This is a genomic window from Bradyrhizobium sp. T-12 (assembly GCF_058314695.1).
In genome coordinates this window covers 6,682,245-6,705,623 of sequence record NZ_CM177756.1, presented here as the reverse complement: position 1 = coordinate 6,705,623, position 23,379 = coordinate 6,682,245, and the positions used below count along the sequence as shown (strand labels likewise).

The following is a 23,379-nucleotide window of genomic DNA, read 5'->3' as shown; positions in this document are numbered from 1 at the left end:
AGCGCATCTGGAGATTGCGCCGCGATCGAGATGCCGTCCTCGTTTTCCTTGGGCGACGCCAGCGGCATTCGACGTAGAAATTGGAAGCGCTGCCGGGAGGTTAACATGAGATTAATCTGGATTGCCGTAGCCGCCGCTGCCGCGATGCTGGCGAGGCCCGTATCGGCCCAGCAATGGCCGGCGCGCAGCGTCAAGCTGATCGTGCCTTATCCCGCCGGCGGCAATGTCGACAGCGCCGCGCGCATCGTCGCCGACAAGCTTCAGGAAAAGCTCGGCCAGCCCTTCATCATCGAGAACAAGGCCGGCGCCGGCGGCATGATCGCGGGCGAAGCCTTCGCGAAATCGGCGCCCGACGGCTACACGCTGTTCGTCGGCGCCAACGGTCCGGTGCTGTTCGCGACCGAGATCAACAAGCGCGAAGCCTATAATTGGAAAAAGGACTTCATGCCGATCTCGACGATCTCGATGACGCCGCTGGTGCTCGAGGTGCATCCGTCGGTGCAGGCCAACACTTTCAAGGAATTCATCGAGCTCGCCAAGCGCGAGCCCGGCAAGCTGACCATGGCATCGCCCGGTCCCGGCACCACCAACCATCTGCTCAGCGAGCTGATGCAGGAGAACCTCGGCCTGCAGTGGGTCACCGCGCATTACCGCGGCAACGCGCCAGCGATCAACGATCTGCTCGGCGGGCAAGTGCAGTTCGCCTTCGACCAGCTCACGGTCAGCCTGCAGCACATCAAGGCCGGCCTGTTCCGCGCGCTCGCCGTCACCTCACCGCACCGCCTGAAGTCGCTGCCGGACGTGCCGACCTTCGCCGAGCTCGGCTACAAGGACTTCGACGGCCAGACCTTCACCGGCCTGTTCGCGCCCGCGGGTACGCCGGCGCCTGTCATCGACAAGCTGCACGAGACGCTGGTCGCGATCCTCAGAGATCCCGCCGTGGTCGACAAATTCGAAAAACTCGGCGGCGAAGCCGCGCCGATGACGCCGGACGAATTCAAGGCCTATCTCGAGCGCGAGGACGCCAAGTGGATTCCGGTCGTGCGCAAGGCCAACATCAGGGCGGATTGATCGATGCGGATCGATCCCGGTGAGCTCGGCGCGGAGCGCATCTACCGGCTGATGACCGGCATCGTGGTGCCGCGCCCGATCGCGTGGGTCACGAGCCTGTCGGCCAAGGGCGTGCTCAACCTCGCGCCCTTCAGCGCCTTCACCTTCGTCTCGCAGAAGCCGCCGATGCTCGCCATCAGCGTCGGCCGCAAGGGCGCCGACTACAAGGACACCGCGCACAACATCCTCGACACCGAGGAATACGTCATCCACATCGCCGACACCCCGCTGATGCAGGCCTTGCACGACTCGTCGGTCGAGCATCCCCCTGAGATCAGCGAGGTCGCGCATCTCGGGCTCGAGACGATCGCGAGCGAGCGCATCAAGGTGCCGCGGCTTAGCCTTGCACCGGTCGCGATGGAATGCCGTTTCCGGCAGTGCCTGGAATTCGGTGACGCCAAGAGCCGGCTCATCGTCGGCGAGGTCGTGATGTTTCACATCCGCGACGGCCTCGTGAATGACGGCAAGGTCGAAACCAAAGCGCTCGACCCCATCGCGCGCATCGGCGGCCCCCGTTACGCCCGGCTCGGCGAGATCGTGACGCTGAACACGGTGTTCCAGACGCCCAAATCGAAAGACTGAACGCGCAGGCCTGTCACCGGCCAGGACGCCTCGACATCATCGGAGGAATGACAATGCGACTCCTGACCTATCTCGTCGACGGAGAGCCGCGTTACGGCGCGGCCGTCGACGGCGGCGTGATCGACCTGACCAGGCGGATCGGCCGCGACTTCTCGGACGTCAGGGCGCTGATCGCGGGCAATGGGTTGGCCGATGCGCAGGAAGCCATCGCCGGACAAAAGCCCGACTACGCGTTGGACAAGCTCGTGCTGCTGCCGCCGGTGCTGGCGCCGGAGAAGCTGTGGTGCATCGGCGTCAATTACGCCGAGCGCAACGCCGAATACAAGGACAATTCGGACCTGCCTAAATATCCCAGCCTGTTCGTGCGCAGCATGTCCTCGATGACCGGCTCGGGCCAGCCGCTGGAGAAGCCGAAAGTGTCGGACCAGCTCGACTACGAAGGCGAGCTCGTCATCGTGATCGGGCAGGGCGGCCGGCACATCCCGCGCGAAGAGGCATGGTCCTACATCTTCGGCATGACGCTGTGCAACGAGGGCACGATCCGCGACTGGCTGCGCCACGGCAAGTTCAACGTCACGCAGGGCAAGAATTTCGATCGCTCCGGCAGCATCGGCCCGTGGATCGTCACGTCGGACGAATTGGATCCGCGCGGACCGCACGACATCACCACGCGCGTCAACGGCGAGGTGCGGCAGCAGGACACAACCGAGCGGCTGATGTTCCCGTTCGACTTCCTGATCTCCTATCTCTCGACCTTCGCGACGCTGAAGCCCGGCGACCTGATCGTCACGGGCACGCCGACCGGCGCCGGCGCGCGCTTCGATCCGCCGCGTTGGCTGAAAGCCGGCGACATCGTCGAGGTCGAGTCGAGCCGCATCGGTGTGCTCAGCAACATTGTCGCGGCGGAGCAGTAGACCATGCTGGATGCCGCCACGATCGAACGCCTTGCCGCGCGCCTCGACGAGGCCGAGCGGACCAAGACGCTGATCCCGATGTTCACGAAGGAGCATCCCGATTTCAGCATCGAGGATGCCTACGCCGTCCAGCGCGCCTGGACGAAACTCCAGCTCGGCCGCGGCCGCATCGTCAAGGGCCACAAGATCGGCCTGACCTCCAAGGCGATGCAGAACGCGGTCGGCATCTCGGAGCCCGATTACGGCGTGCTGTTCGCCGACATGTTCTACGCCGATGCCACGCCGATCCCGTTCGACCGCTTCCATGCGCCGCGCATCGAGGTCGAGCTCGCCTTCGTGCTGAAGGCGCCGCTGCGGGGGCCCGACTGCACCATCTTCGACGTGCTCAACGCCACCGATTACGTCACGCCGGCTCTGGAAATCCTGGAGACGCGCATGCACCGCGTCGACCCCGAGACCGGCAAGACGCGCAAGGTGATGGACACGATCTCGGACAATGCGGCCAATGCCGCGCTGGTGCTCGGCGGCCGGCCGTTCCGCCCGATGGATGCGGATCTGCGCTGGATCGGCGCGCTGCTGTTCCGCAACGGCGAGGTCGAGGAGACCGGGCTTGCCGCCGGCGTGCTCAACCATCCCGCCAACGGCATCGCCTGGCTGGCCAATCGTCTCGCGCCGCATGACGAGCATCTCAAAGCTGGCGAGGTCGTGCTGGCGGGATCGTTCACGCGGCCCGTCGACATCCGGCGCGGCGACACGTTCCACGCCGACTACGGCCCGTTCGGCTCGGTGTCGTGCCAGTTCGTCTGAAAACACACACAAGAGGGAGCGCACAATGACAAGTCAAAAACGGCGCAAGAGCATCCACATCGGCGGCTTCAAGCACGTCAACCCGATCCCGAACGCCTGCCGCATCGGCAATCTCGTGATGTCGGGCGTCATCCTCGGCCGCGACCCCGCGACCAACGCGATGCCGGAGGGCCTCGACGCCCAATGTGCCAACATGTTCGCGCATATGAAGGCGACGGTGGAAGCCGCCGGCGGCACCACCGACGACATCATCAAGATGACGGTATGGCTGAAGGACCGCGGCAACCGCGGCCCCGTCAATGTCGAGTGGCTGAAGATGTTTCCGGACGAGCATTCGCGCCCGGCGCGCCACGCGCTGCCGATGGACAATATGGATGGCGGCGCACTGGTCAGTTGCGACTTCACCGCCGTGATCGACTGAAGGAGTTTTGGCATGCCGACCTATCTGCCGTTCGATCCCAACCCGCGCCGCCCCAGCAAGGCGCCGCCGCCGAAAACCATCGACAGCCAGTTTCACGTGCTGGGTCCGATCGAGAAATATCCGGAACGCCCCGGTGCGGCCTATCGGATGCCGACCGCGACCTGGGAAGCGGCATTGCGCATGCACAGGGCGCTCGGCATCGAGCGCGGCATCATCGTGCAGACCACGACCTACGGCGCCGATCATGCCGTCGTGCTCGACGGCTTGGCCGCGATGGGTCCGAACTATCGCGGCTGCGCCAACGCGCTTGTGTTTGCGGAAGCGGACGATGCTTATCTTGCCAAGCTGCATGACGCCGGCGTGCGCGGCGCGCGCTTCAGCTTCCGCCAGGAGCTCGGCGCCGTACTGTCGGACGCCGATTTCGCCCGCGCCATCGCGCGCATCCGCGAGCTCGGCTGGTACGCCAAGATCCAGCCGGAGAAGGACGGCATCATGTCGAGCGTCGCCAAATACGAGAATCTCGACGTCCCCGTGCTGATCGATCACATGGCCCGCCCCGATCCCGAGGCCGGCAGGAACGATCCGAATTTGCGCAAGATGCTGGAGCTGCTGGCCAAGGGCAATTTCTGGGTGATGCTGTCGCTCGGCGAGAAGACCTCGAAGACAGGCGCGCCCTATGACGACGTGATCCCGACCGCGCGCGCCTATATCGAGGCCGCTGTCGATCGCTGCGTCTGGGCCTCTGACTGGCCGCATCCGGTGTCGGTGAAGCAGCCACCGAACGATGCCGACCTGCTCGAGCTGATGTACCGCTACGTCGCGGACCAGACCGAGCTGGAAAAGATCTTGGTGCACAATCCGGCGAGGTTGTTCGGGTTTGCGGATTAGGGCCCGCTCACGCCCCCAACCTCTCCCGCACCTCGGCCGCGATCTCGAACGAGCGCAGCCGTGCATCGTGGTCGTAGATCTGCCCGGTGGCGATCAGCTCGTCCGCGCCGGTCTCGGCGATCAACGTCTTCAGCTTCGCTTCGACCACATCGGGCGAGCCGACCGCGGAGCACGACAGCGACTGGCCGACCATGGCCTTTTCCGCCGGCGACCACCGCGCGTCCATGTCGTCGACCGGCGGCGGCAGCGGACCCGGCGTGCCGCGGCGCAGATTGATGAACGCCTGCTGCAGCGAGGAGAAGATCCGCCGCGCCTCATCATCGCTATCGGCGGCGAACACGTTGACGCCGATCATCGCATAGGGCTTGTCGAGCTGCGCTGACGGCTCGAAACGCGCGCGATATTCGCGCAGCGCCGGCATCATCATCTGCGGCGCGAAATGCGAGGCGAAGGCGAACGGCAAGCCGAGCATCGCGGCAAGCTGCGCGCCAAAGGTGCTCGACCCCAAAATCCACAGTGGCACCTTGGTCCCCATGCCGGGCACGGCGCGGATCGCCTGGTTCGGCTGCGCCTCGCCGAGCAGGGCCTGCAATTCCAGCACGTCGTGCGGAAAGTTCTCGGAGCTCGTCGCGAGGTCGCGCCGCAGCGCCCGTGCCGTGAACTGGTCGGTGCCCGGCGCGCGGCCCAGCCCGAGATCGATCCGCCCGGGATAGAGCGATTCCAGCGTGCCGAACTGCTCGGCGATGATCAGCGGCGAATGGTTCGGCAGCATGATCCCGCCGGAGCCGACGCGGATCGTCTTGGTGCCGCCCGCGATGTGCCCGATCACCACGGACGTTGCCGCGCTGGCGATGCCGGTCATGTTGTGGTGCTCGGCCAGCCAGAACCGCTTGTAGCCCCAGCCTTCCGCATGCCGGGCCAGATCGAGCGAGTTACGAAACGCCTGCGCGGCGTCGCCGCCCTCTCGGATGGGCGCGAGGTCGAGCACGGAGAAAGGGATCATGAGGAATACCGGCGAGGAGGAACTGCGCCACCACATGTAGTGTCGGTGCGTAGGATGGGTAGAGCACTTGCCAAACCCATCATCTTCGCCGCTCCAAGCATCCTACGAAGGGTGCTTAAGTGCCTCGCGCGCCCGTTCACAACACTGTTATTGCGACCTTAGGTGCCGTTAGTCGCAACTGGGAGTTTGGCGCCTGCTGTTGTAGCTTGGCGTAGCCATCGCACGGCGATCCCCGTGTCCCGGACGCGGCGCATCACTTCGTGCTGCACCGCGTCCGCGGCACGAGAGATCATCTTGCGGCGCGCGATCGCGCCGACCGCCAGGAGGAACCGATATGACCACCGTACTCAACCGCCGCAACCTGCTCGTCGCCGGCGGCGCGGTCCTGACAACCGGTATTGTGGCAACCGGCATGCCCGGTCTCGTTCTGCCCGCCCGCGCCGACGGCCTCGCTCCGACCGAGTCGATGTCCGGCGGCGCGAACAACTACCGCAAGGGCGCGGCGGTCGTGGAGCGGATCGGCAAGGGCGGTTTCTGGATGAGCGGCACCGTGCGCCGCGCCGGTGACGGCGCGCCGCTCGCCGGCCAGCGCATCCAGATCTGGGCGCACACGGTCGAAGGCCAGGAGCACGAGCCGCAGAGTCACGGCGCCACGCTCACCGACAAGGACGGCAAGTTCCGGCTCGAGATGCCGCAGATCGTTCCGATCTTCGGCCAGCCGCATGGCCACCTCGCCTATGACAGCGGCGAGTTCAAGACCGTCTTCCTGCGGCCGGTGATGCGGAGCGCCAAGGAAACCAGTCTCGAAGCGCACTTCGTGCTGCAGCCGGCCTGACCGGGCCGGCGGATGACGGGGTGGAAGTCGCCGCGGGTGATCCTGATCTGGGTCGCCCTTGCCGTGGCCATCGGCGTGCCGGCCGGGTTTGCAGCAACGAGCGAGCAGCTCGCCTGGCGCGGGCCGGTCTACATCCTCGCCGGTTTCGCCGGCATCGCCGCGCTCGGTCTCGTGCTGGTGCAGCCGCTGCTGATCGGCGGCTATCTGGCGCCGCTGTCGGCCTATCGCGGCCGGCGTGCCCATCACTGGGTCGGCGGCGCGCTGCTGCTGGCCGTGGTGATCCACGTCGCCGGCCTCTGGATCACCAGCCCGCCCGACATGATCGACGCGCTGACCTATGCCTCGCCGACGCCGTTCTCGCCCTTCGGCGTCACCGCGATGTGGGCCATCTTCATCGTCGCGCTGCTCGCGTCCCTGCGCCGTCGCTTCGAGCTGCGGCCGCGCACCTGGCGCTTCATTCACATGCCGCTCGCGATCGTCATCGTCGTTGGCAGCGTGGTGCACTGCCTCCTCATCGAAGGAACCATGGAGATGGTTTCGAAGGCCGTGCTGTGCGTGCTGGTCGTCGCGGCCACCGCAAAGGTGATGGTCGATCTGCAGGTCTGGCGAAAGCGACGGACGCTGCGCGGGGAGAGCCCGTAGTCCGGATGGAGCGCAAGCGTAATCCGGGACCGCTGTACCCGCGGCCGACAGCCCCGGATTACGCTGCGTTCCATCGGGCTACGTCGCACTGCTTGTCGCGGTTGGCGACGCGGCATATCCTTGCGGCATGACCGTCACGGCCCCCGATCTGAAAGTGTTCCTGCTCGCGACGCCGTTCTTCGGCGGCCTTCCGGACGGAAGCCTCGATCTCCTGATGTCGATGCTGGTCGAGCGCCGCTTCGAGGCAGGCGCCACCGTGGTGGCGGAAGGCGAGCCGGGACGTTCGATGTTCATCGTCAAATCCGGCCGGCTCGCGGTGAGCAAGCGGACGCATGCGGGCCGCGTCATCCCGATCTCCGTTCTGGAGCGCGGCGACTTCTTCGGCGAAATGACGCTGATCGAGATGCAGAACCGCTCCGCCACGGTGGTCGCGGAAATGCCGACGGTGCTGTACGAGCTGACCGCCAAGAATCTCTACGCCTGCTACAAGGCCGACATCCACGCCTATGTGATCGTCCTGCAGAACATCAACCGCGAACTGTGCCGGCGCCTGCGCCGCGCGGATGAGCGGTTCGCGAGGCGCGCGGCGGATAACGACAATTGATCACGGGTAGAGCCAGCGCTCCCGATGCGGCTACAGCAACGCCATCGAGTGCAGCGAGTTTCGATGAAAGCCGAAGGCAACAATGCCGGAGAGAAGCAACGCAGTCCCAATCACGATCAGGCAAAACGCAAGCACTATCGAAGCCCCGAATTCGTCATCCACGGCAAAGAGAATAATAGATAAAACTTTACCGACAATCGAAAGGAACAATTAACCTTACCTGCGGCCCCGATCGCGACCCGTCGGGCAAAACACCGAAACCCCGTCAAGTCCCTCCCGCAAAAATATTCCAGTTTACCGAAATTCGGTTTTGGCGTATGTGTCGCCCATCCCGGCTCACCAAGAGGGGCGATCTCGAGGTCGTCTTGATCGCGAGCCGGGTTTGCGGTGGACGCGGCAGCGTCGGCATGAGAGGTGTGGGCAGGCGGGGTGTCCCTGTGAGCTCGCGGCCGCGTGCAGACGAACGGCGCTGCTAGGCTTCGTCTCGCCTGTAAGTTTCGCAGCGCCGTCGACAGGGCTGGAAATACTGCGGCGACATGGCGGGCCGTGCGTACGGCAAAACCGTGTGGTCCTGGCCGTCGTTGCTACGGTCAAGCCGGATCGAAGATGCGCGCGAGCCCAACCGGGTGGACGGCATCGTCAATTCGAACGGCGAGGGAGGCCAAAGGAAAGTTCGGCTCCCGGGAGAGCACGGCATAAGCCGTCCGACCACCGCGCAGGGAAGGCCGAGTGATCGGCACCACCTGTATGCTGCTGTGCGGTTTTCTGCGTGCGCGTGCAATTCGCGCAGCGGACCGCGGGTGCGATGTCAGCACCCGGCCTTCCCTGCACCCTCTTCGAGGAAGAGGGTCAAGGAAACGAGCAAAACTCGGGCGCTTCGAGCCGCGAGAATGCTGCTTCATGTGTGGAGATCACAATGACCCTACGATCGCGCCTCGCCCATCAGCGACGGGCGGCGGTCGCCGTCAGCTCCAGCCTGACGCCCTTGCCGATATCCGCAACGCCAATGGCGGCGCGCGCCGGCAGCTGGTCCGCGGTGAAATAGCGCTTCCACACCTCGTTGAACGCCGCCTTGTCGGAGAGATCGGCCATGAAGATGGTCACCTGCAGAACGCAGGAGAGATCGGAGCCGGCCCCCTCTAGCAACGTCTTGAGTTGTCGGAGCACATCATCGGCCTGGCCGGCCATGTCGAGCCCAGCATCCTCAGGGACGATGCCGCCGAGATAGAGCACGCCGTTATGCTCGACGATCTCGTGGAGCAGTCCTTCATAGGGCAGGGAACGTTTGATCACGATGGCATCCGTGGAAAGTTGGCGGCTCGCTGGTCAGGCGAAGACGGCTCGCGTCAATCGGGGAAGAGAATGGTGCTGCCAGACAGGATTGAACTGTCGACCTCTCCATTACCAATGGAGTGCTCTACCACTGAGCTACGGCAGCATGTGCTGGTGAAGAATCGGGCGCCCGAGGGGCCTACCAAGCGGGCCGATATCTGCCACAAGCCCCCCTCCTGTGCAAGCTTGCTCGGCCGGTCAAAACGAGAAAATCGGGCCGATATCGGAGCCAAAATGCTCATTTCGGCTCGAAACTACCGGCTTTCCGCCGATTCGCGTTCCGCTCCTCCCCCGCCAACTGGCCAGGTGGCCACGCGACCGGATTCGGTCCATTTCGAGTTTCGCACGATCGGATCGCGAGGAGCCTCTTGAGCTGCCGCAATCTCTGGGCATGGTATCGCCGACGGCAATATCGGACCCCGTGATGATGGACGAGAACGAGAAGAGCGCGCGCCAGGCGAAGACGTCCCGGGACGAGCGCCTGAAATCGGCGCTGCGCGAAAACCTGAAGCGGCGGAAGCTGCAGGCGCGCGAACGCGCCGCAAGCGCTGAGCCCTCGCCAAACGACGATGGTTCCCTCAATGAGGGGGCCGCCGGGAAAGCCGGCACTTGAGACATTGGAATGAATGGGAATGACCATGGGGCAGGACGAACAGCAACGAACCGGTGGTGAGGCGCTGATGTCGCGGTTCACGCGCCCCGAACAGACCTTTCCGACGCTGACGCCGGCCGAGATCGAGCGGATCAGGCATTTCGGCGAGGTCCGCCTCTATCGGGACGGCGAGTTCCTGTTCGAGACCGGCAAGCCCGGTCCCGGCATGTTCGTCGTGCTGAGGGGCCATGTCGCCATCACCCAGCGCGACGGTCTTGGTCATGTCACGCCGGTGATCGACCAGGGACCGGGGCAATTTTTGGCCGAGCTCAGCCAGCTCTCGGGACAGCCGGCGCTGGTCGACGGCCGCGCCGAGGGCGATGTCGAGACGCTGCTGCTGCCGCCGGACCGGCTGCGCGCGCTGCTGGTCGCCGAGGCCGAGCTCGGCGAGCGCATCATGCGCGCGCTGATCCTGCGCCGGGTCAATCTGATCCAGGGCGGCATCGGCGGTCCGGTGCTGATCGGACCGTCGAATTCCGCCGGCGTCGTGCGGTTGCAGGGCTTTCTCACCCGCAACGGTCAGCCGCATCATCTGCTCGATCCCGAGCGCGATCGCGACGCCGCCGAGGTGATCGCGCGTTATTCGCCCAAGCCCGAGGACTGGCCCCTGGTCGTCGCCGCTGATGGCGCGGTGCTGCGCAACCCCAGTGAGACCGAGCTGGCGCGCGCCATCGGCATGATCGGCGGCGCCAAGGATGGCCGCATCTACGACGTCGCGGTGGTCGGCTGCGGACCGGCCGGGCTCGCTACCGCGGTGTATGCGGCGTCGGAAGGGCTGTCGGTCGCCGTGCTCGACATCCGCGCCTTCGGCGGCCAGGCCGGCGCCAGTGCGCGCATCGAGAATTATCTGGGCTTTCCCACCGGCATCTCCGGCCAGGCGCTGACCGCGCGCGCCTTCACCCAGGCGCAGAAATTCGGTGCCGACATCATGATCCCCGTGACGGTGAAGTCGCTCGACTGCACGCGCAAGGAGGGCGCCTTCGCGGTGGCGCTCGACGGCTGCGATCCCCTGCGCGCGCGTTCGGTCGTGGTCGCGAGCGGCGCGCGCTATCGCCGTCCCGAGATCGCAAACCTCGACACCTTCGAGGGACGCGGCGTCTGGTACTGGGCCTCGCCGATCGAGGCGCGGCTCTGCGCCGGCGAGGAGGTGGCCCTGGTCGGTGCCGGCAATTCGGCAGGCCAGGCGGCCGTGTTCCTGTCGGGTCACGCCAAGCGCGTCCTGATGATCATCCGCGGCGGCGGTCTCGGCGCCAGCATGTCGCGCTATCTCATCGAGCGCATCGAAGCGACGCCGAACATCGAATTGATGTTCAACACCGAGATCACTGCGCTCGAGGGCGACGAGGCCGCGCTGCTGCGGCGCATCCGCTGGAAGAGCCGGCTGTCCGACGACGAGGATGCTGCCGACATCCGCAACCTCTTCCTGTTCGTCGGCGCCGATCCCGCCACCGCCTGGCTCGACGGCTGCGGAGTCACGCTCGATCGCGGCGGCTTCGTCGTGACGGGCGCGCAGTCCGAGCAGAACCAGGGCCGCCTCGTGGCGCCGCTGGAGACCTCCGTTCCCGGCGTCTATGCCGTCGGCGACGTCCGCTCCGGCTCGGTCAAGCGCGTCGGCGGCGCCATCGGCGAGGGCGCGCAGGTCGTGGCCTCCCTGCACGGCTATCTCGGCGATGCCGCAAAACCGGCGCTTTAGAAGCGTTTTCGAGCGAAGTGGATTCCGGTTCGCGTCGAGAAAACGCGTCAAAACAAGAATCTAGAGCCTCGTTCCGATTGCATCGGAAGCGGAACGAGGCTCTAGGCAACGAGAACTCAAGCGAATGGCAAGTCGAATGAGGCTTGCCATCGTGCCGCCAACTGCAGACTATCTCCTCACCATGAGGATCTGAGACTGACAAACAAAACGCTTAACGGGAGGACTAGGAATGGCTGAACTCGTCGTGCTCTACAAGACGCCCAAGGATGCTGCGGCTTTCGACAAGCATTATGCCGAAACGCACATTCCGCTCGCGAAGAAACTTCCCGGCCTGAAGAAATACGCCGTGAGCACGGGCACGGTCGGCTCACCCGCCGGTCCCTCCGGAGTTCATCTCGTCGCCATCCTCACCTTCGACAGCGTGGGCGATATCCAGAAGGCCTTCGGCAGCGAAGCCGGCAAGGCGGCCGCAGGCGACGTGCCGAAATTCGCCAGTGGCGGCGCCGACCTCCTGATCTTCGACACCAAGGAAGTGTGAGCCGCGATTCGACTTTCGTCGAAACCTGAGAGCTCGTAGCCCGGATGGAGCGCAGCGCAATCCGGGACAGCGCCATCCACACGCGAGAACCCCGGATTACGCAGCGCTCCATCCGGGCTACAAACAACAGCCTGCTGTCGTTTGTGACAGCGGTGCAAAAAATTCAGCCATGCGTTTGTCGATTCGCACGATGACGCATGGCTTCGCACGTGCCTGTGACGTCAACGCAGGTGGCAATCCCATGAGGGCCGTAATACTACTCTCCTGAATCTCAATGGAGAGTAGGAGGGATGTCATGGTCCTTGGCTTGAGTCTACCCGCCTTCACGCTGGTCCATGTCGTCATCAGCCTGATCGCCATCGCCGCCGGCCTCGTCGTGATGTTCGGCCTGCTCGGCTCGAAGCCGATGCCGGGCCTCACCGCGATCTTCCTGGCGTTCACGATCCTGACCAGCGCCACCGGCTTCCTGTTCCCGTTCGAGAAGCTGCTGCCCTCGCACATCATCGGCATCATCTCGCTGGCGCTGCTCGCCATCGCCTGCGTCGCGCTGTACGGCATGAAGCTCAAAGGAGTCTGGCGTCCGGTCTATGTCGTGACCGCGATGATCTCGCTCTATTTCAACGTCTTCGTGCTGGTGATCCAGTCGTTCCTCAAAGTGCCGGCGCTCGCCGCGCTCGCACCGGCGGTGGCGCCGGCGCCGCCGTCGGGACCGGTGTTCGCCGCGGTGCAGGGCCTCGTGCTGGTGTTCTTCGTCGTGCTCACCATCGGCGCCTGGCGCCGCTTCAAGCCGATCGCGTTTGCCTGAGCGATCTCGAACACGCGACGCAGTCACCGTCATTTCCGGGGCATCGCGCAGCGATGAACTCCGGTGCGCAATCGCGCGCCTGAGATTCTCGATTCAACAATCTCTAGGTTCCGGGGTTCGCGCTTCGCGCGCCCCGGAATGACGTTTCACTCAAAGGAGCCCCAACATGCCCACCATCACCACCAAAGACGGCGTCGAGATCTTCTACAAGGACTGGGGCAGTGGCCAGCCGATCGTGTTCAGCCATGGCTGGCCGCTGTCGTCGGACGATTGGGACGCGCAGATGATGTACTTCGTCACGCGCGGCTACCGTGTCGTCGCCCACGACCGCCGCGGCCACGGCCGCTCGGCGCAGGTCGCCGACGGTCACGACATGGATCACTATGCCGACGACCTCGCGGCGGTGACCGCGCATCTCGACCTCAAGAACGCGCTCCATGTCGGCCATTCCACCGGCGGCGGCGAGGTCGTGCACTACATCGCGCGCCACGGCGAGAGCCGGGTGGCGAAGGCCGCGATCCTCTCGGCGGTGCCGCCGCTGATGCTGCAGACCGCGGCCAATCCGGGCGGCCTGCCCAAGAGCGTGTTCGACGATTTCCAAAAGCAACTTGCCGCCGGCCGCTCGGCGTTCTACCGCGACATCGCCGCAGGCCCCTTCTACGGCTACAACCGCCCGGGCGCAAAGCCCTCCGAGGCCGTGATCCAGAACTGGTGGCGCCAGGGCATGATGGGCGGCGCAAAAGCGCATTACGACGGCATCGTCGCGTTCTCGCAGACCGACTTCACCGAAGACCTCAAGAAGATCAACGTGCCCGTGCTGGTGATGCACGGCGACGACGACCAGATCGTGCCCTACGCCGATTCCGCCCCGCTCTCGGCCAAGCTGCTGAAGAAGGGCATCCTGAAGACCTACAAGGGCTTCCCGCACGGCATGCCGACCACGCACGCCGAAACCATCAACGCGGACCTGCTGGCGTTCTTCAAGGAATAGGGGCGCGCGATTCCTTACCTTCTCCCGCAAGGGAGAAGGTAAGGGAAGCTCACTTCAAGATCGCCCGGATCGCATCGAAGGTGCGCTTGACGAACGCCTCCGGCTTCTCGCGCGCGCCGTCGCCGATCCAGCTCTCGCCGCCGACGCGCATCGCGCCGGTGGCGATCATGGCGACGAGCCTCGCCTTCAGCCGGTCGGATTTGCTTCGCCCGCGCTGGGCGAGCCCATCGGCCAGCGCGCGCTCGAGCTTCTCGTATTTGAGCTGGTCGCGGGCCTGAAGCGCGGGATTGTCGCGCTTGAGCCGCGACATCGCCGCGGCTTCCGCCGGATCGATCCGCTTGATCGCCGCGGCGATCGCGTTCTCCGCTGCCGTCAGCATGGACTCGTCCGCAGGCCGTGCGATGATCTCGGCGGTCAATGCGCTGGCGGCATTCTCCTGCCAGGCGGTGACGACGTCCTCCTTGGACGCGAAATAATGGAAGAAGCTCCGGCGCGACACCTCCGCCGACGCCGCGATGTCGTCGATGGTCGTGGCCTCGAAGCCGCGCTCCAGGAACAGCGTCATTGCCGCCCGGGTCAGCCGCGCGCGGGTCTCCTGCTGCTTGCGCTGGCGTAGGCCGGTGACATCAGGGGCTTTTCCGCCCGCGGGCAATTTCCGGGCAACCTTCGAAGCCTTCAAATCGGTTCACCTCTTGCAAAGTTGCACTCAGTGCACATTTAGACAGGCCGCGGGCCTCATTCCAGCCCCGAACGGAGACATGGCATGACCGACTGGACCACGGCAGACATCCCCTCGCTCAGCGGCAAGACGGTCGTCGTGACCGGAGCGACGGGCGGCCTCGGTTACGAGACGGCGATGGCGCTGGCGGGCGCCGGTGCCATTGTCATACTCACCGGACGCAACGACGCAAAGGGCCTGCGGGCGATCGAAGGCATTTGCGAACGGTTTCCCAATGCGCTGATCGCCTACGAGCATCTCGACCTCGCCAGCCTCGCCTCCGTCGCCGATTTCGCCAGGCGCTTTGCCGCCGGCAACGAGCAGCTCGACCTCCTCATCAACAATGCCGGCGTGATGGCGCTGCCGAAACGGCAACAGACCGCGGATGGTTTCGAGATGCAGCTCGGCACCAACTATTTCGGCCACTACGTCCTGACGGCGCGGCTGTTGCCGCAGCTGCGCCGCGCCAAGGCGGCGCGTGTCGTCAATCTCTCGAGTCTCGCGCACCGCTCCGGCGCGATCAATTTCGACGATCTGCAAGCCAAGCATTCCTATCGTCCGTGGCGCGCCTACTGCCAGTCGAAGCTCGCGATGCTGATGTTTGCGCTGGAGCTGCAACGTCGCAGCCTCGCGGCCGGCTGGGGCGTGAAGAGCATTGCGGCGCATCCCGGCTTTGCGCGCACCGACCTCATTGCGAACGGGCCGGGCGCCAACACGTTCCAGTGGCGGATCGGCCGGCTGCTCCAGCCGCTGTTCAGCCAGTCCGCCGCCGAGGGCGCGCTGCCCACGCTGTTCGCGGCGACCTCGCCGACAGCCGAGCCCGGCGGCTATTACGGTCCGACCGGATTCTACGAAATGAAGGGGGCACCGGGACCGGCGCGGATCATGCCGCACGCGAAGGACTTTGCCACCGCCGCCATGCTGTGGGATGTCTCGGCCACGCTCACCGGTGTATCGTTCGACGAGATCGCGGCCGCCGCATGAGCCGCGAGCCCGTGGGGGACGTTCCGATGCAAGTCATCATCTTCGGCGCGACCGGCATGGTCGGGCAGGGCGTCTTGCGCGAATGCCTGATCGATCCCGGAATTGGCCGTGTGCTCGTGGTCGGCCGCAGCCCGACCGGCGTGCGCAACGCCAAGCTCGTCGAGATCATCCACGACAATTTCCTGGACTATTCGGCGATCGAAGCGCAGCTGACCGGCTTCGATGCCTGCTTTTTCTGCTTGGGCGTCTCCTCGATCGGCATGAGCGAGGAGCGCTACCGCCACCTCACCTATGACCTCACGCTCGCGGCAGCGACAATGCTGGCACGCCTCAACCCGCAGATGGTCTTCACCTATGTCACCGGTGCCGGTACCGATTCCACCGAGCAGGGATCGCGGATGTGGGCGCGGATCAAGGGCAAGACCGAGAATGACCTGCTCAAGCTGCCGTTCAGGGCGGCCTACATGTTCCGGCCCGGCGCGATCCAGCCCTTGCACGGCGCCCGTTCCAAGACCGCCTGGGTGCAGGCGGTCTATACCGCCACCTGGCCGCTCTGGTCGGTGCTGCGCCGGCTCTCGCCTTCGCTCGTCACCTCGACCGAGCAGATCGGCCGCGCCATGATCCGCGTCGTCCGGGAGGGGTATCCGCGGAAGGTGCTGGAGATGGAGGATATCAATAGCCTCTAGGCCGCCGGCCCGTTAGTTTGTGCGGAAATTTCGGGGCCTGCACGCGTTGAGCCCTGTCCATGTCCGAAGGAGAAGCGTCGGCGATGTCGCCCCAGCTCAAACTGATCGCGCTCGACGCCGACGATCTCGCCGTGATCTCGACCCACGTCCAGGACGCCCGTGTCCATGCCTCCGACATCATCTGGCGGCAAAGCGAGAAGCGGCTTGTGGTCGGAATGAGCCGGCTGGACTGGGAGCAGACGCTGGAGGGCGAGGCCGAGCCGCGCCGACTGGTTGCGGCGCTCCGCTTCGACCGCGTGCTCGCCTGCAAGTCGCGCAACATCGACCTCAATGCTCCCGACAAGGTCCTGGACCTCGTCGGCATCGAGTTTCACCCGAGGGACGGGCGCGACGAGGAGCCCGCCGGCAGTGCCCTGCTTTTGTTCGCTGAAGGCGGTGCCATCCGGCTCGACGTCGAATGCCTGGAATGTGAGCTGACCGATCTCGGGGCGGACGCGCTGGGAACGGGGCTGGAGATCGAGGGGGAAGGTTGAGGCGGCCTGTATACCAGCGGCACCGGCTCGGGCCTGCGCCAGAACGGCAGCCCGCAAGGGTTGACGCCGCTTCCCCGCCGCGCCATTGAGCAGGGGACCTGGTGCGCCAACCCGCCCCAAAGACCAGCCAGAAGCCAAGCCAGACATCAAGCCAGACATGCCCGTTCGCCTCGACCGCAGCAGCGCCGATTTTGACCAGCGATTCGCGGCCTTCCTCGCCGCCAAACGCGAGGTCTCGGCCGACGTCGAGGCCGCCGCGCGCGCCATCGTCGACGATGTCGCCAGGCGCGGCGACGCGGCCCTGCTCGAGGCCACCGCCAAGTTCGACCGATTGACGCTGGATGCATCCGGCCTGCGCGTCACCGCCGCGGAGATCGAGGCCGCCGTGAAGGCCTGCGATGCCCCGACGCTGGATGCGCTCAAGCTCGCGCGCGACCGCATCGAGACCTACCATCGCCGCCAGCTTCCGCAGGACGAACGCTTCACCGACGCGCTCGGCGTCGAACTCGGCTGGCGCTATACCGCGATCGAATCCGCCGGCCTTTATGTGCCCGGCGGCACCGCGGCCTATCCGTCCTCGGTGCTGATGAATGCGGTGCCCGCAAGGGTCGCCGGCGTCTCGCGCCTCGTGATGGTGGTGCCGTCGCCCGACGGCAAGCTCAATCCGCTGGTGCTGGCGGCCGCGCATCTCGGCGGCGTCACCGAGATCTACCGTGTCGGCGGTGCGCAGGCCGTGGCCGCGCTGGCGCACGGCACCGCGACCATCGCGCCGGTCGCCAAGATCGTCGGCCCCGGCAATGCCTATGTCGCCGCCGCCAAGCGGCTGGTGTTCGGCAAGGTCGGCATCGACATGATCGCAGGTCCCTCCGAGGTGCTCGTGATCGCCGACGACACCGGCAATGCCGACTGGATCGCCGCCGACCTTCTGGCGCAGGCCGAGCATGATGCCAGCGCGCAGTCGATCCTGATCACCGATTCCGCGCGCCTTGCCGCCGACGTCGAAAAGGCTGTCGAGGCGCAGTTGAAGACGCTGCCGCGCGCCGCGATCGCCGGCGCGTCCTGGGCCGATTTCGGCGCCATCATCATGGTGAAGAGCCTTGCCGACAGCATTCCGCTCGCCAATGCGATCGCCGCCGAGCATCTCGAGATCATGACTGTCGATCCCGATGCGCTTGCCTCAGAGATCCGCAATGCCGGCGCGGTGTTCCTTGGGGCCCATACGCCCGAGGCGATCGGCGATTACGTCGGCGGCTCCAACCACGTGCTGCCGACGGCGCGCTCGGCGCGATTCTCCTCGGGGCTGTCGGTGCACGACTTCATGAAGCGCACCTCCATCCTGAAATGTGGCCCGGACCAGCTGCGTGCACTGGGACCGGCCGCGATGACGCTCGGACAAGCGGAGGGGCTGGACGCCCATTCGCGTTCGATTGGACTGCGCCTCAATCTGTCATGACAGGGCTGCCCGAACAGGACGACTCCAACAATCGCATCGTCGGCGTCACGCTCGACGAAGAGTCGATCGGCCGTTCCGGGCCCGATATCGAGCACGAGCGTGCGATCGCGATCTACGATTTGATCGAGCAGAACCTGTTCGCGCCCGATGGCGCCGAGGGCAAGGGCCCGTTCACGCTGCATCTCGGCATCACCGGCAACCGGCTGATGTTCGACATCCGCCGCGAGGACGGCACGCCCGTCGTCGCGCATCTGTTGTCGCTGACGCCGTTCCGGCGGATCGTGAAAGACTATTTCATGATCTGCGACAGCTACTACCAGGCGATCCGCACCGCGACCCCCGACAAGATCGAGGCCATCGACATGGGCCGTCGCGGCATCCATGACGAGGGATCGCGCACGCTGCAGGAGCGGCTGAAGGGCAAGGTGCGGGTCGATTTCGAGACCTCGCGCCGGCTGTTCACGCTCATAACCGTCCTTCACTGGAAGGGTTAAGCGCGATGGCGGCGCCGCCACGCGCACGCGATCCGCAATCGGTGCTGTTCGCCTGTGCGATGAACAGCGTGCGCTCGCCGATGGCCGAGAGCCTGCTGCAGCACATGTTTCCGCAGGGCCTCTACGTGAAGTCGGCCGGTGCGAGGAAGGGCGAGCTCGATCCCTTCGCGGTCGCCGTGATGGCCGAGCTCGGCCAGGACATCTCTGCCCACAAGCCGCAGACCTTCGAGGAGCTGGAGGACTGGGAGGGGCTGAATTTCGACCTCATCATCACGCTCTCGCCCGAGGCGCACCACAAGGCGCTGGAGCTGACGCGGACGCTCGCGGCCGACGTCGAATACTGGCCGACGCAGGATCCCACCACCATCGAGGGCAGCCGCGACCAGAAGCTGGCGGCCTATCGCGACGTCTGCGACCAGCTCTCGATGCGCATCCGCCGGCGGTTCGCGAAGGTGGGTGCCGCCAGCGGATAGCGCGCGTGCCCCGGAGGCAGCGCAGCGCGTCTTCGCGAGGCGCTGCAGAGCCGGGGGCCCATCTCACCTCCAGGTGGGAAGCCGTGGGTCCGGCTCAGCGTCGCAGCATTTCATGCCGCGCCGCGTCCGGGACGCGAGACCTCCGTAACACCGGCGTCACAGACCGCGGGCACGGATGTCGGAAACCTCGAATCACCAAACCTCGGGTTCCCGGGTTGTGAAATCAGCCCCCTTCCGATAGGTTCCGCGCGCAATTCACCCCCGCTTCATCCCCCAAATCACCTGATGCTTGGCCGCCCCAAATTCGTACTTGCCTCCGGTTCGCCGCGGCGTCTGTCGCTGCTCAACCAGGCCGGCATCGAGCCGGACGCGCTCCGGCCGGCCGACGTCGACGAGACGCCGAAGCGGGGCGAGCTGCCGCGCGCCTGCGCCAATCGGCTGGCGCGGGCCAAGGCCGATGCGGCGCTGAAATCGGTGCAGCTCGACGACGAGCTGCGTGGTGCCTTCATCCTCTCCGCCGACACGGTGGTCGCGGTCGGCCGCCGCATCCTGCCCAAGGCGAATCTGGTCGACGAAGCCGCGCAGTGCCTGCGCCTGCTGTCGGGTCGCAACCACCGCGTCTACACCGCGATCACGCTGGTGACGCCGCGTGAAGCCTTCCGCCAGCGCCTGGTCGAGACCCGCGTCCGCTTCAAGCGTCTCTCGGAAGACGACATCCAGGCCTATATCGGCTCCGGCGAATGGCGCGGCAAAGCCGGCGGCTACGCCGTGCAGGGCATCGCCGGCTCCTTCGTGGTGAAGATGGTGGGGTCCTACACCAACGTGGTCGGACTGCCGCTCTACGAGACCACGACGCTGCTCGGCGGTGAAGGTTTCCCAATCCGCTTCGGCTGGCTCAACGCCACCACTGCGGTGTGAGCCGGCCAGCCGCCCAACAAAATCGCGAAAACAACCCCATGCACAGTAGAATGGCCTGACGGGGACGATGCGCCGCCATCTGGGGAACCCGTCTGCCGACAGGCTCTTGAACCCTTTCACTCCCCTGCAAGCTGCCGACATCATGGACGACAAGGTCAAAAAGCCCGCCAGCCCGCTCAAAACCTGCCCGATCTGCGGCAAGCCGCAGTCAGAGGCCACCCGCCCGTTCTGCTCCTCGCGCTGCCGCGATGTCGATCTGAACCGATGGCTGAAAGGCTCCTACGTCATCCCCGGCCGCGACGACGAAGTGGACGACGTAGAATACTAAATATTATCAATGTCTTGACTGAGCGGTCGTAACGCTGCGCGCCAGCCGCGGCGAGCCCGTGCGAGCTTGTGCACAGCCGGGCCGCGCCGGGCGAAGCCTCTTGGCGAAGCCGGGTGGACAGGCCGCTTCCGGCCCACTATAAACCGCCCGCTCGATGGGCTTTGGCCCCTCTCTTGGAGCACGCCCAGGTAGCTCAGTTGGTAGAGCATGCGACTGAAAATCGCAGTGTCGGTGGTTCGATTCCGCCCCTGGGCACCACGCTTCGGTTACGCCTAGCGTAGCCACGCTCATCCCGCAGCGAACGCGTGAAGGTCGCCGACCGGCGCCGACTATGGTTCGCAGCAGCGCGGAAAGTCCTTGCCGCATCCAGGCGGGCGCTGTCGCTTCCCCACGTTGAAGCCTAGCCTCAAATGGAAATGCATAGTGGCGACCACGCTCGTCGCCCGCCGAACCTGCGCGCCATGGGCCACATTGCCCCCCTTGCTCGATTGCAATCGCCGCAAGCGCTCGTGTTATAGTCCCAACTTTCGGTCGGCCCCGCGCTTTTCATCACGTTTGGATTGAGGAAGGGAAACGCCATGGACGAGGTCTTGATCAACACGACCACGGCCGGCGATCAAAGCCAGCCCAGCGTGTGCGGCCTTCAGGGCACCCAATTCGTCGTCGTGTGGGAGGACCACAGCGACAACACGATCAAGGGCCAGATGTTCGGTGCGGGCGGTGCCAGGAGCAGCGACCAGATCCTGATCAACCTGCCGACGCCGCCGGGACCGCGGCGGCAGCTTCCCGTGGCCGTGGAGTACGGATCGGGCTTCGTTGTGGCCTGGAACGAGCAGGCGGCCGGCAGTGCCGCGACGGCGCCGACCCAGCTCAAGCTTCGTATCTTCGATGCCGATACGCTGTCCGGACCGGAAATCCAGGTCTCTACGTCGCCGGTCGAGCCTTTGATCCGGCCCGCTCTGGCGCGCCTGCAGGACGGAAACTTCATTGTCGTCTGGGCGGACAAGCGGGCCGACCAGCGCATCCGCGCGCAACGTTTCGGCGCCGACGGAAGCAGGATCGGCGCCGAGTTTCGCGCCAACACCACCGCCGGGCTGCACAAGGTCCCGATGGTGGCGTGCCTGACCACCGGCGACGTCGTCATCGGATGGCGGGCGCGGATCACAGGTCCCCTGCATATCCGCTATCAGCTCTTCAACGCGAAGGGAGCGGTGGGCAGCGAGCACATCACGCCCTCGACGACCACCGCGGCAGCCATGGCCGCGATCGACGGCGGCCAGTTTGTCATCGCGCATCTGAACGATTTCGGCGAAGACGCCACGGCGAGCACCCTGATCGTCGTGGAAGCTGACGTATACAAGGCCGATGGTTCGCCCGCCAATCTCCACCTCGTCTCGACCAGCGAACAACGTATCCAGGCGACCTGGCCGACCCTCTCGCCGCTCTCGGGCGGACGCTTCCTGATCGGCTGGGTCCAGCTCAACGTCGACCAGCCCGCCACCACCAACGTGAAGGCGCGGGTTTTCTCGACCGGGGGTCCGCTGGGCAAGGTCGTCCAGTTCAACACGTCGACCGGCGATAACCGCTTCAGCCTCGCGGTTGCCGCGGCTTCAGGTCCAAGGGACGAAGTGGCCTTCGCGGCCTGGACCGACGACACCCAGAGCGGCAAGGACATTGCGGGACGGGCGATACGCGGACGTCCACTGACGGTGCCGGCAGCGGGGTTTTAGCAGCCCAGCGGGCGCGCGATTCCCCTTACCCACGCCGTGCAAACACGAAGTGCCCGACGTCGATCTTTCCGGCGCGAAAGCCTGCCTCGCAGTAGCACAGATAATATTCCCACATCCGGCGGAAGGGCTCGTCGAATCCCAGTGAGGTCAAGTCGATCCAGGCCCGGCTGAAACTATCGCGCCAGAGTGAGATCGTCCTGGCGTAGTCCTGCCCGAACATGCGCTCGCGAACGACGGGCATCTCGAAACGTTCGCCGAGCGTCCGCAAAATGGCGGCCGACGGCAGCATGCCGCCCGGGAAAATGTATCTCTGGATGAAGTCGACCCGCTGCCGATAGCTGCCGAAGAGCTCGTCGTGAACCGTGATGGCCTGGATGCCGGCAAGTCCGCCGGGCTTCAGCCGCTGCTTCAGCTGATTGAAATAGGCAGGCCAGAATTGCTCGCCGACGGCTTCGATCATCTCGATGGAGGCGATGCGGTCGAAGCGGCCGTCCTGGTCGCGGTAATCCTGCAAGCGGATCTCGACCTTCTCGGCCAGCCCGGCCTTGTGGATCCGGCGGCGGGCAAAATCATGCTGCTCCTTGCTGATGGTGAGGGCCAAAACCCTGGCGCCGTAAGTCTTGGCGGCGAATTCCGCAAAGCCACCCCAACCGCATCCGATCTCGAGCACGCTCTGACCGGGCTGCAATTCGATCGCCTTTGCCAGCTGTTCGTATTTGTGATGTTGCGCAGCAGGGAGATCGGTCGTCTCGGACGAGAACAGCGCCGACGAGTAGGTCATGCTGGAATCGAGCCATGCAGAGAAGAACTCGTTTCCGAGATCGTAATGCTGGTGGATGTTGTGCCGCGATCCTTCCTTGGTGTTGCGGCGCAGGCGATGGAGCGCTCGCCGGCAGAGGCGAACCAGCATATTCCCGGCGAATGCGCTGTCGACCAGCTCCTCGTTGAGACAGAACACGTAGAGAAGCTGAGCGAGATCGGGCGTGGTCCAGTCGCCCCGGATGTAGGCTTCGGCCATGCCGATGTCGCCACCGATGACGAGGCTGCGCGCGAACCTGTAGTTCTTCAGCTCGATCGTGGCCGACGGCCCCTGAAGCTGCCCGCGCAACGTCACCATCCTCTGGTCGGGGAGACGCACATGAAGGGTGCCACAGCGAAGCTGTGATGCAAGGCGCAGAGCCAGGCGGGCGAAGAACGGGACGCCATCAAATCGAACGGCGGGATGGGTGGCTGCCAGGTCCATGG

At 65.4% G+C, this 23,379-nt stretch carries 28 protein-coding genes and 2 tRNA genes; 24 read left to right on the top strand and 6 right to left on the bottom strand.

Features of this window, described 5'->3' with window-relative positions; genetic code table 11:
- The first annotated feature begins 105 nt into the window (after nt 1-105).
- From AC0WRY_RS31975 to AC0WRY_RS31950, 6 genes are read left to right on the top strand one after another with little or no spacing between them, the layout of a single operon-like run.
- Nucleotides 106-1,071: a Bug family tripartite tricarboxylate transporter substrate binding protein gene (locus AC0WRY_RS31975; RefSeq protein ID WP_491122361.1), complete on the top strand. Its 966-nt coding sequence runs from the start codon at nt 106-108 to the stop codon at nt 1,069-1,071.
- A 3-nt stretch (nt 1,072-1,074) separates the two neighbouring features.
- Nucleotides 1,075-1,692 carry a flavin reductase family protein gene (locus AC0WRY_RS31970; RefSeq protein WP_212065199.1) on the top strand — a complete coding sequence of 206 codons (618 nt, stop codon included), beginning with the start codon at nt 1,075-1,077 and terminating at the stop codon, nt 1,690-1,692.
- A gap of 53 nt (nt 1,693-1,745) precedes the next feature.
- Nucleotides 1,746-2,606: a fumarylacetoacetate hydrolase family protein gene (locus AC0WRY_RS31965; protein WP_491122360.1), complete on the top strand. Its 861-nt coding sequence runs from the start codon at nt 1,746-1,748 to the stop codon at nt 2,604-2,606.
- 3 nt (nt 2,607-2,609) lie between these two features.
- Nucleotides 2,610-3,413 (top strand): 2-oxo-hept-4-ene-1,7-dioate hydratase, encoded by an 804-nt coding sequence (hpaH, locus tag AC0WRY_RS31960; protein WP_491122359.1) that lies wholly within the window; start codon nt 2,610-2,612, stop codon nt 3,411-3,413.
- A gap of 25 nt (nt 3,414-3,438) precedes the next feature.
- On the top strand, nt 3,439-3,834 hold the full coding sequence (locus tag AC0WRY_RS31955; protein WP_491122358.1) for a RidA family protein: 396 nt from the start codon (nt 3,439-3,441) through the stop codon (nt 3,832-3,834).
- Between the two features lie 12 nt (nt 3,835-3,846).
- Nucleotides 3,847-4,722, top strand: coding sequence for an amidohydrolase family protein (locus AC0WRY_RS31950; protein ID WP_491122357.1), 876 nt, complete (start codon nt 3,847-3,849; stop codon nt 4,720-4,722).
- A gap of 7 nt (nt 4,723-4,729) precedes the next feature.
- Here the strand turns inward: AC0WRY_RS31950 and AC0WRY_RS31945 are convergent, their stop codons facing one another.
- On the bottom strand, nt 4,730-5,725 hold the full coding sequence (locus AC0WRY_RS31945; RefSeq protein WP_491122356.1) for an LLM class flavin-dependent oxidoreductase: 996 nt from the start codon (nt 5,723-5,725) through the stop codon (nt 4,730-4,732).
- A gap of 334 nt (nt 5,726-6,059) precedes the next feature.
- Between AC0WRY_RS31945 and AC0WRY_RS31940 the strand changes: the two genes are divergently transcribed.
- The 3 genes from AC0WRY_RS31940 to AC0WRY_RS31930 all read left to right on the top strand — a co-directional run bounded on the left by AC0WRY_RS31940 (nt 6,060) and on the right by AC0WRY_RS31930 (nt 7,806).
- Nucleotides 6,060-6,560, top strand: a complete 501-nt coding sequence (locus tag AC0WRY_RS31940) for a peptidase associated/transthyretin-like domain-containing protein (RefSeq protein ID WP_491122355.1) — start codon at nt 6,060-6,062, stop codon at nt 6,558-6,560.
- A gap of 12 nt (nt 6,561-6,572) precedes the next feature.
- On the top strand, nt 6,573-7,202 hold the full coding sequence (locus AC0WRY_RS31935; RefSeq protein ID WP_491122354.1) for a ferric reductase-like transmembrane domain-containing protein: 630 nt from the start codon (nt 6,573-6,575) through the stop codon (nt 7,200-7,202).
- A gap of 127 nt (nt 7,203-7,329) precedes the next feature.
- Entirely contained in the window at nt 7,330-7,806 is a 477-nt protein-coding gene (locus AC0WRY_RS31930) for a Crp/Fnr family transcriptional regulator (protein WP_491122353.1), read from the top strand.
- Nucleotides 7,807-7,836: 30 nt separating this feature from the next.
- On the opposite strand, the gene AC0WRY_RS31925 is transcribed toward AC0WRY_RS31930, so the two are convergent.
- From AC0WRY_RS31925 to AC0WRY_RS31915, 3 genes are all read right to left on the bottom strand, one after another.
- The gene (locus tag AC0WRY_RS31925; protein WP_211415695.1) at nt 7,837-8,016 is read right to left on the bottom strand and encodes a hypothetical protein; all 180 of its coding nucleotides are present in this window, start codon (nt 8,014-8,016) and stop codon (nt 7,837-7,839) included.
- Nucleotides 8,017-8,748: 732 nt separating this feature from the next.
- Nucleotides 8,749-9,099: a RidA family protein gene (locus AC0WRY_RS31920; RefSeq protein ID WP_491122352.1), complete on the bottom strand. Its 351-nt coding sequence runs from the start codon at nt 9,097-9,099 to the stop codon at nt 8,749-8,751.
- A gap of 70 nt (nt 9,100-9,169) precedes the next feature.
- Nucleotides 9,170-9,244, bottom strand: a tRNA-Thr gene (locus AC0WRY_RS31915).
- A gap of 318 nt (nt 9,245-9,562) precedes the next feature.
- On the opposite strand from AC0WRY_RS31915, the gene AC0WRY_RS31910 reads away from it, so the two are divergent.
- The 5 genes from AC0WRY_RS31910 (at nt 9,563) to AC0WRY_RS31890 (ending at nt 13,817) form a co-directional block, all read left to right on the top strand.
- On the top strand, nt 9,563-9,751 hold the full coding sequence (locus tag AC0WRY_RS31910) for a hypothetical protein (RefSeq protein WP_194404679.1): 189 nt from the start codon (nt 9,563-9,565) through the stop codon (nt 9,749-9,751).
- Nucleotides 9,752-9,776: 25 nt separating this feature from the next.
- Nucleotides 9,777-11,483, top strand: a complete 1,707-nt coding sequence (locus tag AC0WRY_RS31905; RefSeq protein WP_491123524.1) for an FAD-dependent oxidoreductase — start codon at nt 9,777-9,779, stop codon at nt 11,481-11,483.
- Between the two features lie 229 nt (nt 11,484-11,712).
- Nucleotides 11,713-12,021: an EthD family reductase gene (locus AC0WRY_RS31900; protein ID WP_194404678.1), complete on the top strand. Its 309-nt coding sequence runs from the start codon at nt 11,713-11,715 to the stop codon at nt 12,019-12,021.
- A gap of 295 nt (nt 12,022-12,316) precedes the next feature.
- Entirely contained in the window at nt 12,317-12,826 is a 510-nt protein-coding gene (locus AC0WRY_RS31895) for a hypothetical protein (RefSeq protein ID WP_491122351.1), read from the top strand.
- Between the two features lie 166 nt (nt 12,827-12,992).
- On the top strand, nt 12,993-13,817 hold the full coding sequence (locus AC0WRY_RS31890) for an alpha/beta fold hydrolase (protein ID WP_194404676.1): 825 nt from the start codon (nt 12,993-12,995) through the stop codon (nt 13,815-13,817).
- A gap of 49 nt (nt 13,818-13,866) precedes the next feature.
- Here AC0WRY_RS31890 and AC0WRY_RS31885 read toward each other — a convergent pair whose 3' ends face one another.
- The gene (locus AC0WRY_RS31885; protein WP_491122350.1) at nt 13,867-14,496 is read right to left on the bottom strand and encodes a TetR/AcrR family transcriptional regulator; all 630 of its coding nucleotides are present in this window, start codon (nt 14,494-14,496) and stop codon (nt 13,867-13,869) included.
- A gap of 84 nt (nt 14,497-14,580) precedes the next feature.
- Here AC0WRY_RS31885 and AC0WRY_RS31880 point away from each other — a divergent pair, with 84 nt between their 5' ends.
- The 10 genes from AC0WRY_RS31880 to AC0WRY_RS31835 all read left to right on the top strand — a co-directional run bounded on the left by AC0WRY_RS31880 (nt 14,581) and on the right by AC0WRY_RS31835 (nt 22,134).
- Complete coding sequence (locus AC0WRY_RS31880) at nt 14,581-15,519, top strand: SDR family oxidoreductase (RefSeq protein ID WP_491122349.1); 939 nt, start codon at nt 14,581-14,583, stop codon at nt 15,517-15,519.
- 26 nt (nt 15,520-15,545) lie between these two features.
- On the top strand, nt 15,546-16,205 hold the full coding sequence (locus tag AC0WRY_RS31875; protein WP_211415701.1) for a Rossmann-fold NAD(P)-binding domain-containing protein: 660 nt from the start codon (nt 15,546-15,548) through the stop codon (nt 16,203-16,205).
- Between the two features lie 83 nt (nt 16,206-16,288).
- Nucleotides 16,289-16,738 (top strand): DUF2948 family protein, encoded by a 450-nt coding sequence (locus tag AC0WRY_RS31870; RefSeq protein ID WP_194404672.1) that lies wholly within the window; start codon nt 16,289-16,291, stop codon nt 16,736-16,738.
- 157 nt (nt 16,739-16,895) lie between these two features.
- A complete protein-coding gene (gene hisD, locus AC0WRY_RS31865; protein WP_194404671.1) occupies nt 16,896-18,191 on the top strand; it encodes a histidinol dehydrogenase in 1,296 nt (431 codons plus the stop codon).
- Nucleotides 18,188-18,685, top strand: a complete 498-nt coding sequence (locus AC0WRY_RS31860) for a UPF0262 family protein (RefSeq protein WP_491122348.1) — start codon at nt 18,188-18,190, stop codon at nt 18,683-18,685. The genes hisD and AC0WRY_RS31860 overlap by 4 nt, the downstream gene beginning before the upstream one ends.
- Before the next feature lie 5 nt (nt 18,686-18,690).
- Nucleotides 18,691-19,158, top strand: a complete 468-nt coding sequence (locus AC0WRY_RS31855; RefSeq protein WP_194404669.1) for an arsenate-mycothiol transferase ArsC — start codon at nt 18,691-18,693, stop codon at nt 19,156-19,158.
- A 285-nt stretch (nt 19,159-19,443) separates the two neighbouring features.
- On the top strand, nt 19,444-20,076 hold the full coding sequence (locus tag AC0WRY_RS31850; RefSeq protein WP_194404668.1) for a Maf-like protein: 633 nt from the start codon (nt 19,444-19,446) through the stop codon (nt 20,074-20,076).
- A gap of 142 nt (nt 20,077-20,218) precedes the next feature.
- A complete protein-coding gene (yacG, locus tag AC0WRY_RS31845; RefSeq protein ID WP_491122347.1) occupies nt 20,219-20,404 on the top strand; it encodes a DNA gyrase inhibitor YacG in 186 nt (61 codons plus the stop codon).
- A gap of 182 nt (nt 20,405-20,586) precedes the next feature.
- Nucleotides 20,587-20,662, top strand: a tRNA-Phe gene (locus AC0WRY_RS31840).
- A gap of 320 nt (nt 20,663-20,982) precedes the next feature.
- A complete protein-coding gene (locus AC0WRY_RS31835; RefSeq protein ID WP_491122346.1) occupies nt 20,983-22,134 on the top strand; it encodes a hypothetical protein in 1,152 nt (383 codons plus the stop codon).
- A 25-nt stretch (nt 22,135-22,159) separates the two neighbouring features.
- On the opposite strand, the gene AC0WRY_RS31830 is transcribed toward AC0WRY_RS31835, so the two are convergent.
- Nucleotides 22,160-23,377 (bottom strand): class I SAM-dependent methyltransferase, encoded by a 1,218-nt coding sequence (locus AC0WRY_RS31830; RefSeq protein WP_491122345.1) that lies wholly within the window; start codon nt 23,375-23,377, stop codon nt 22,160-22,162.
- Nucleotides 23,378-23,379 lie beyond the last annotated feature (2 nt).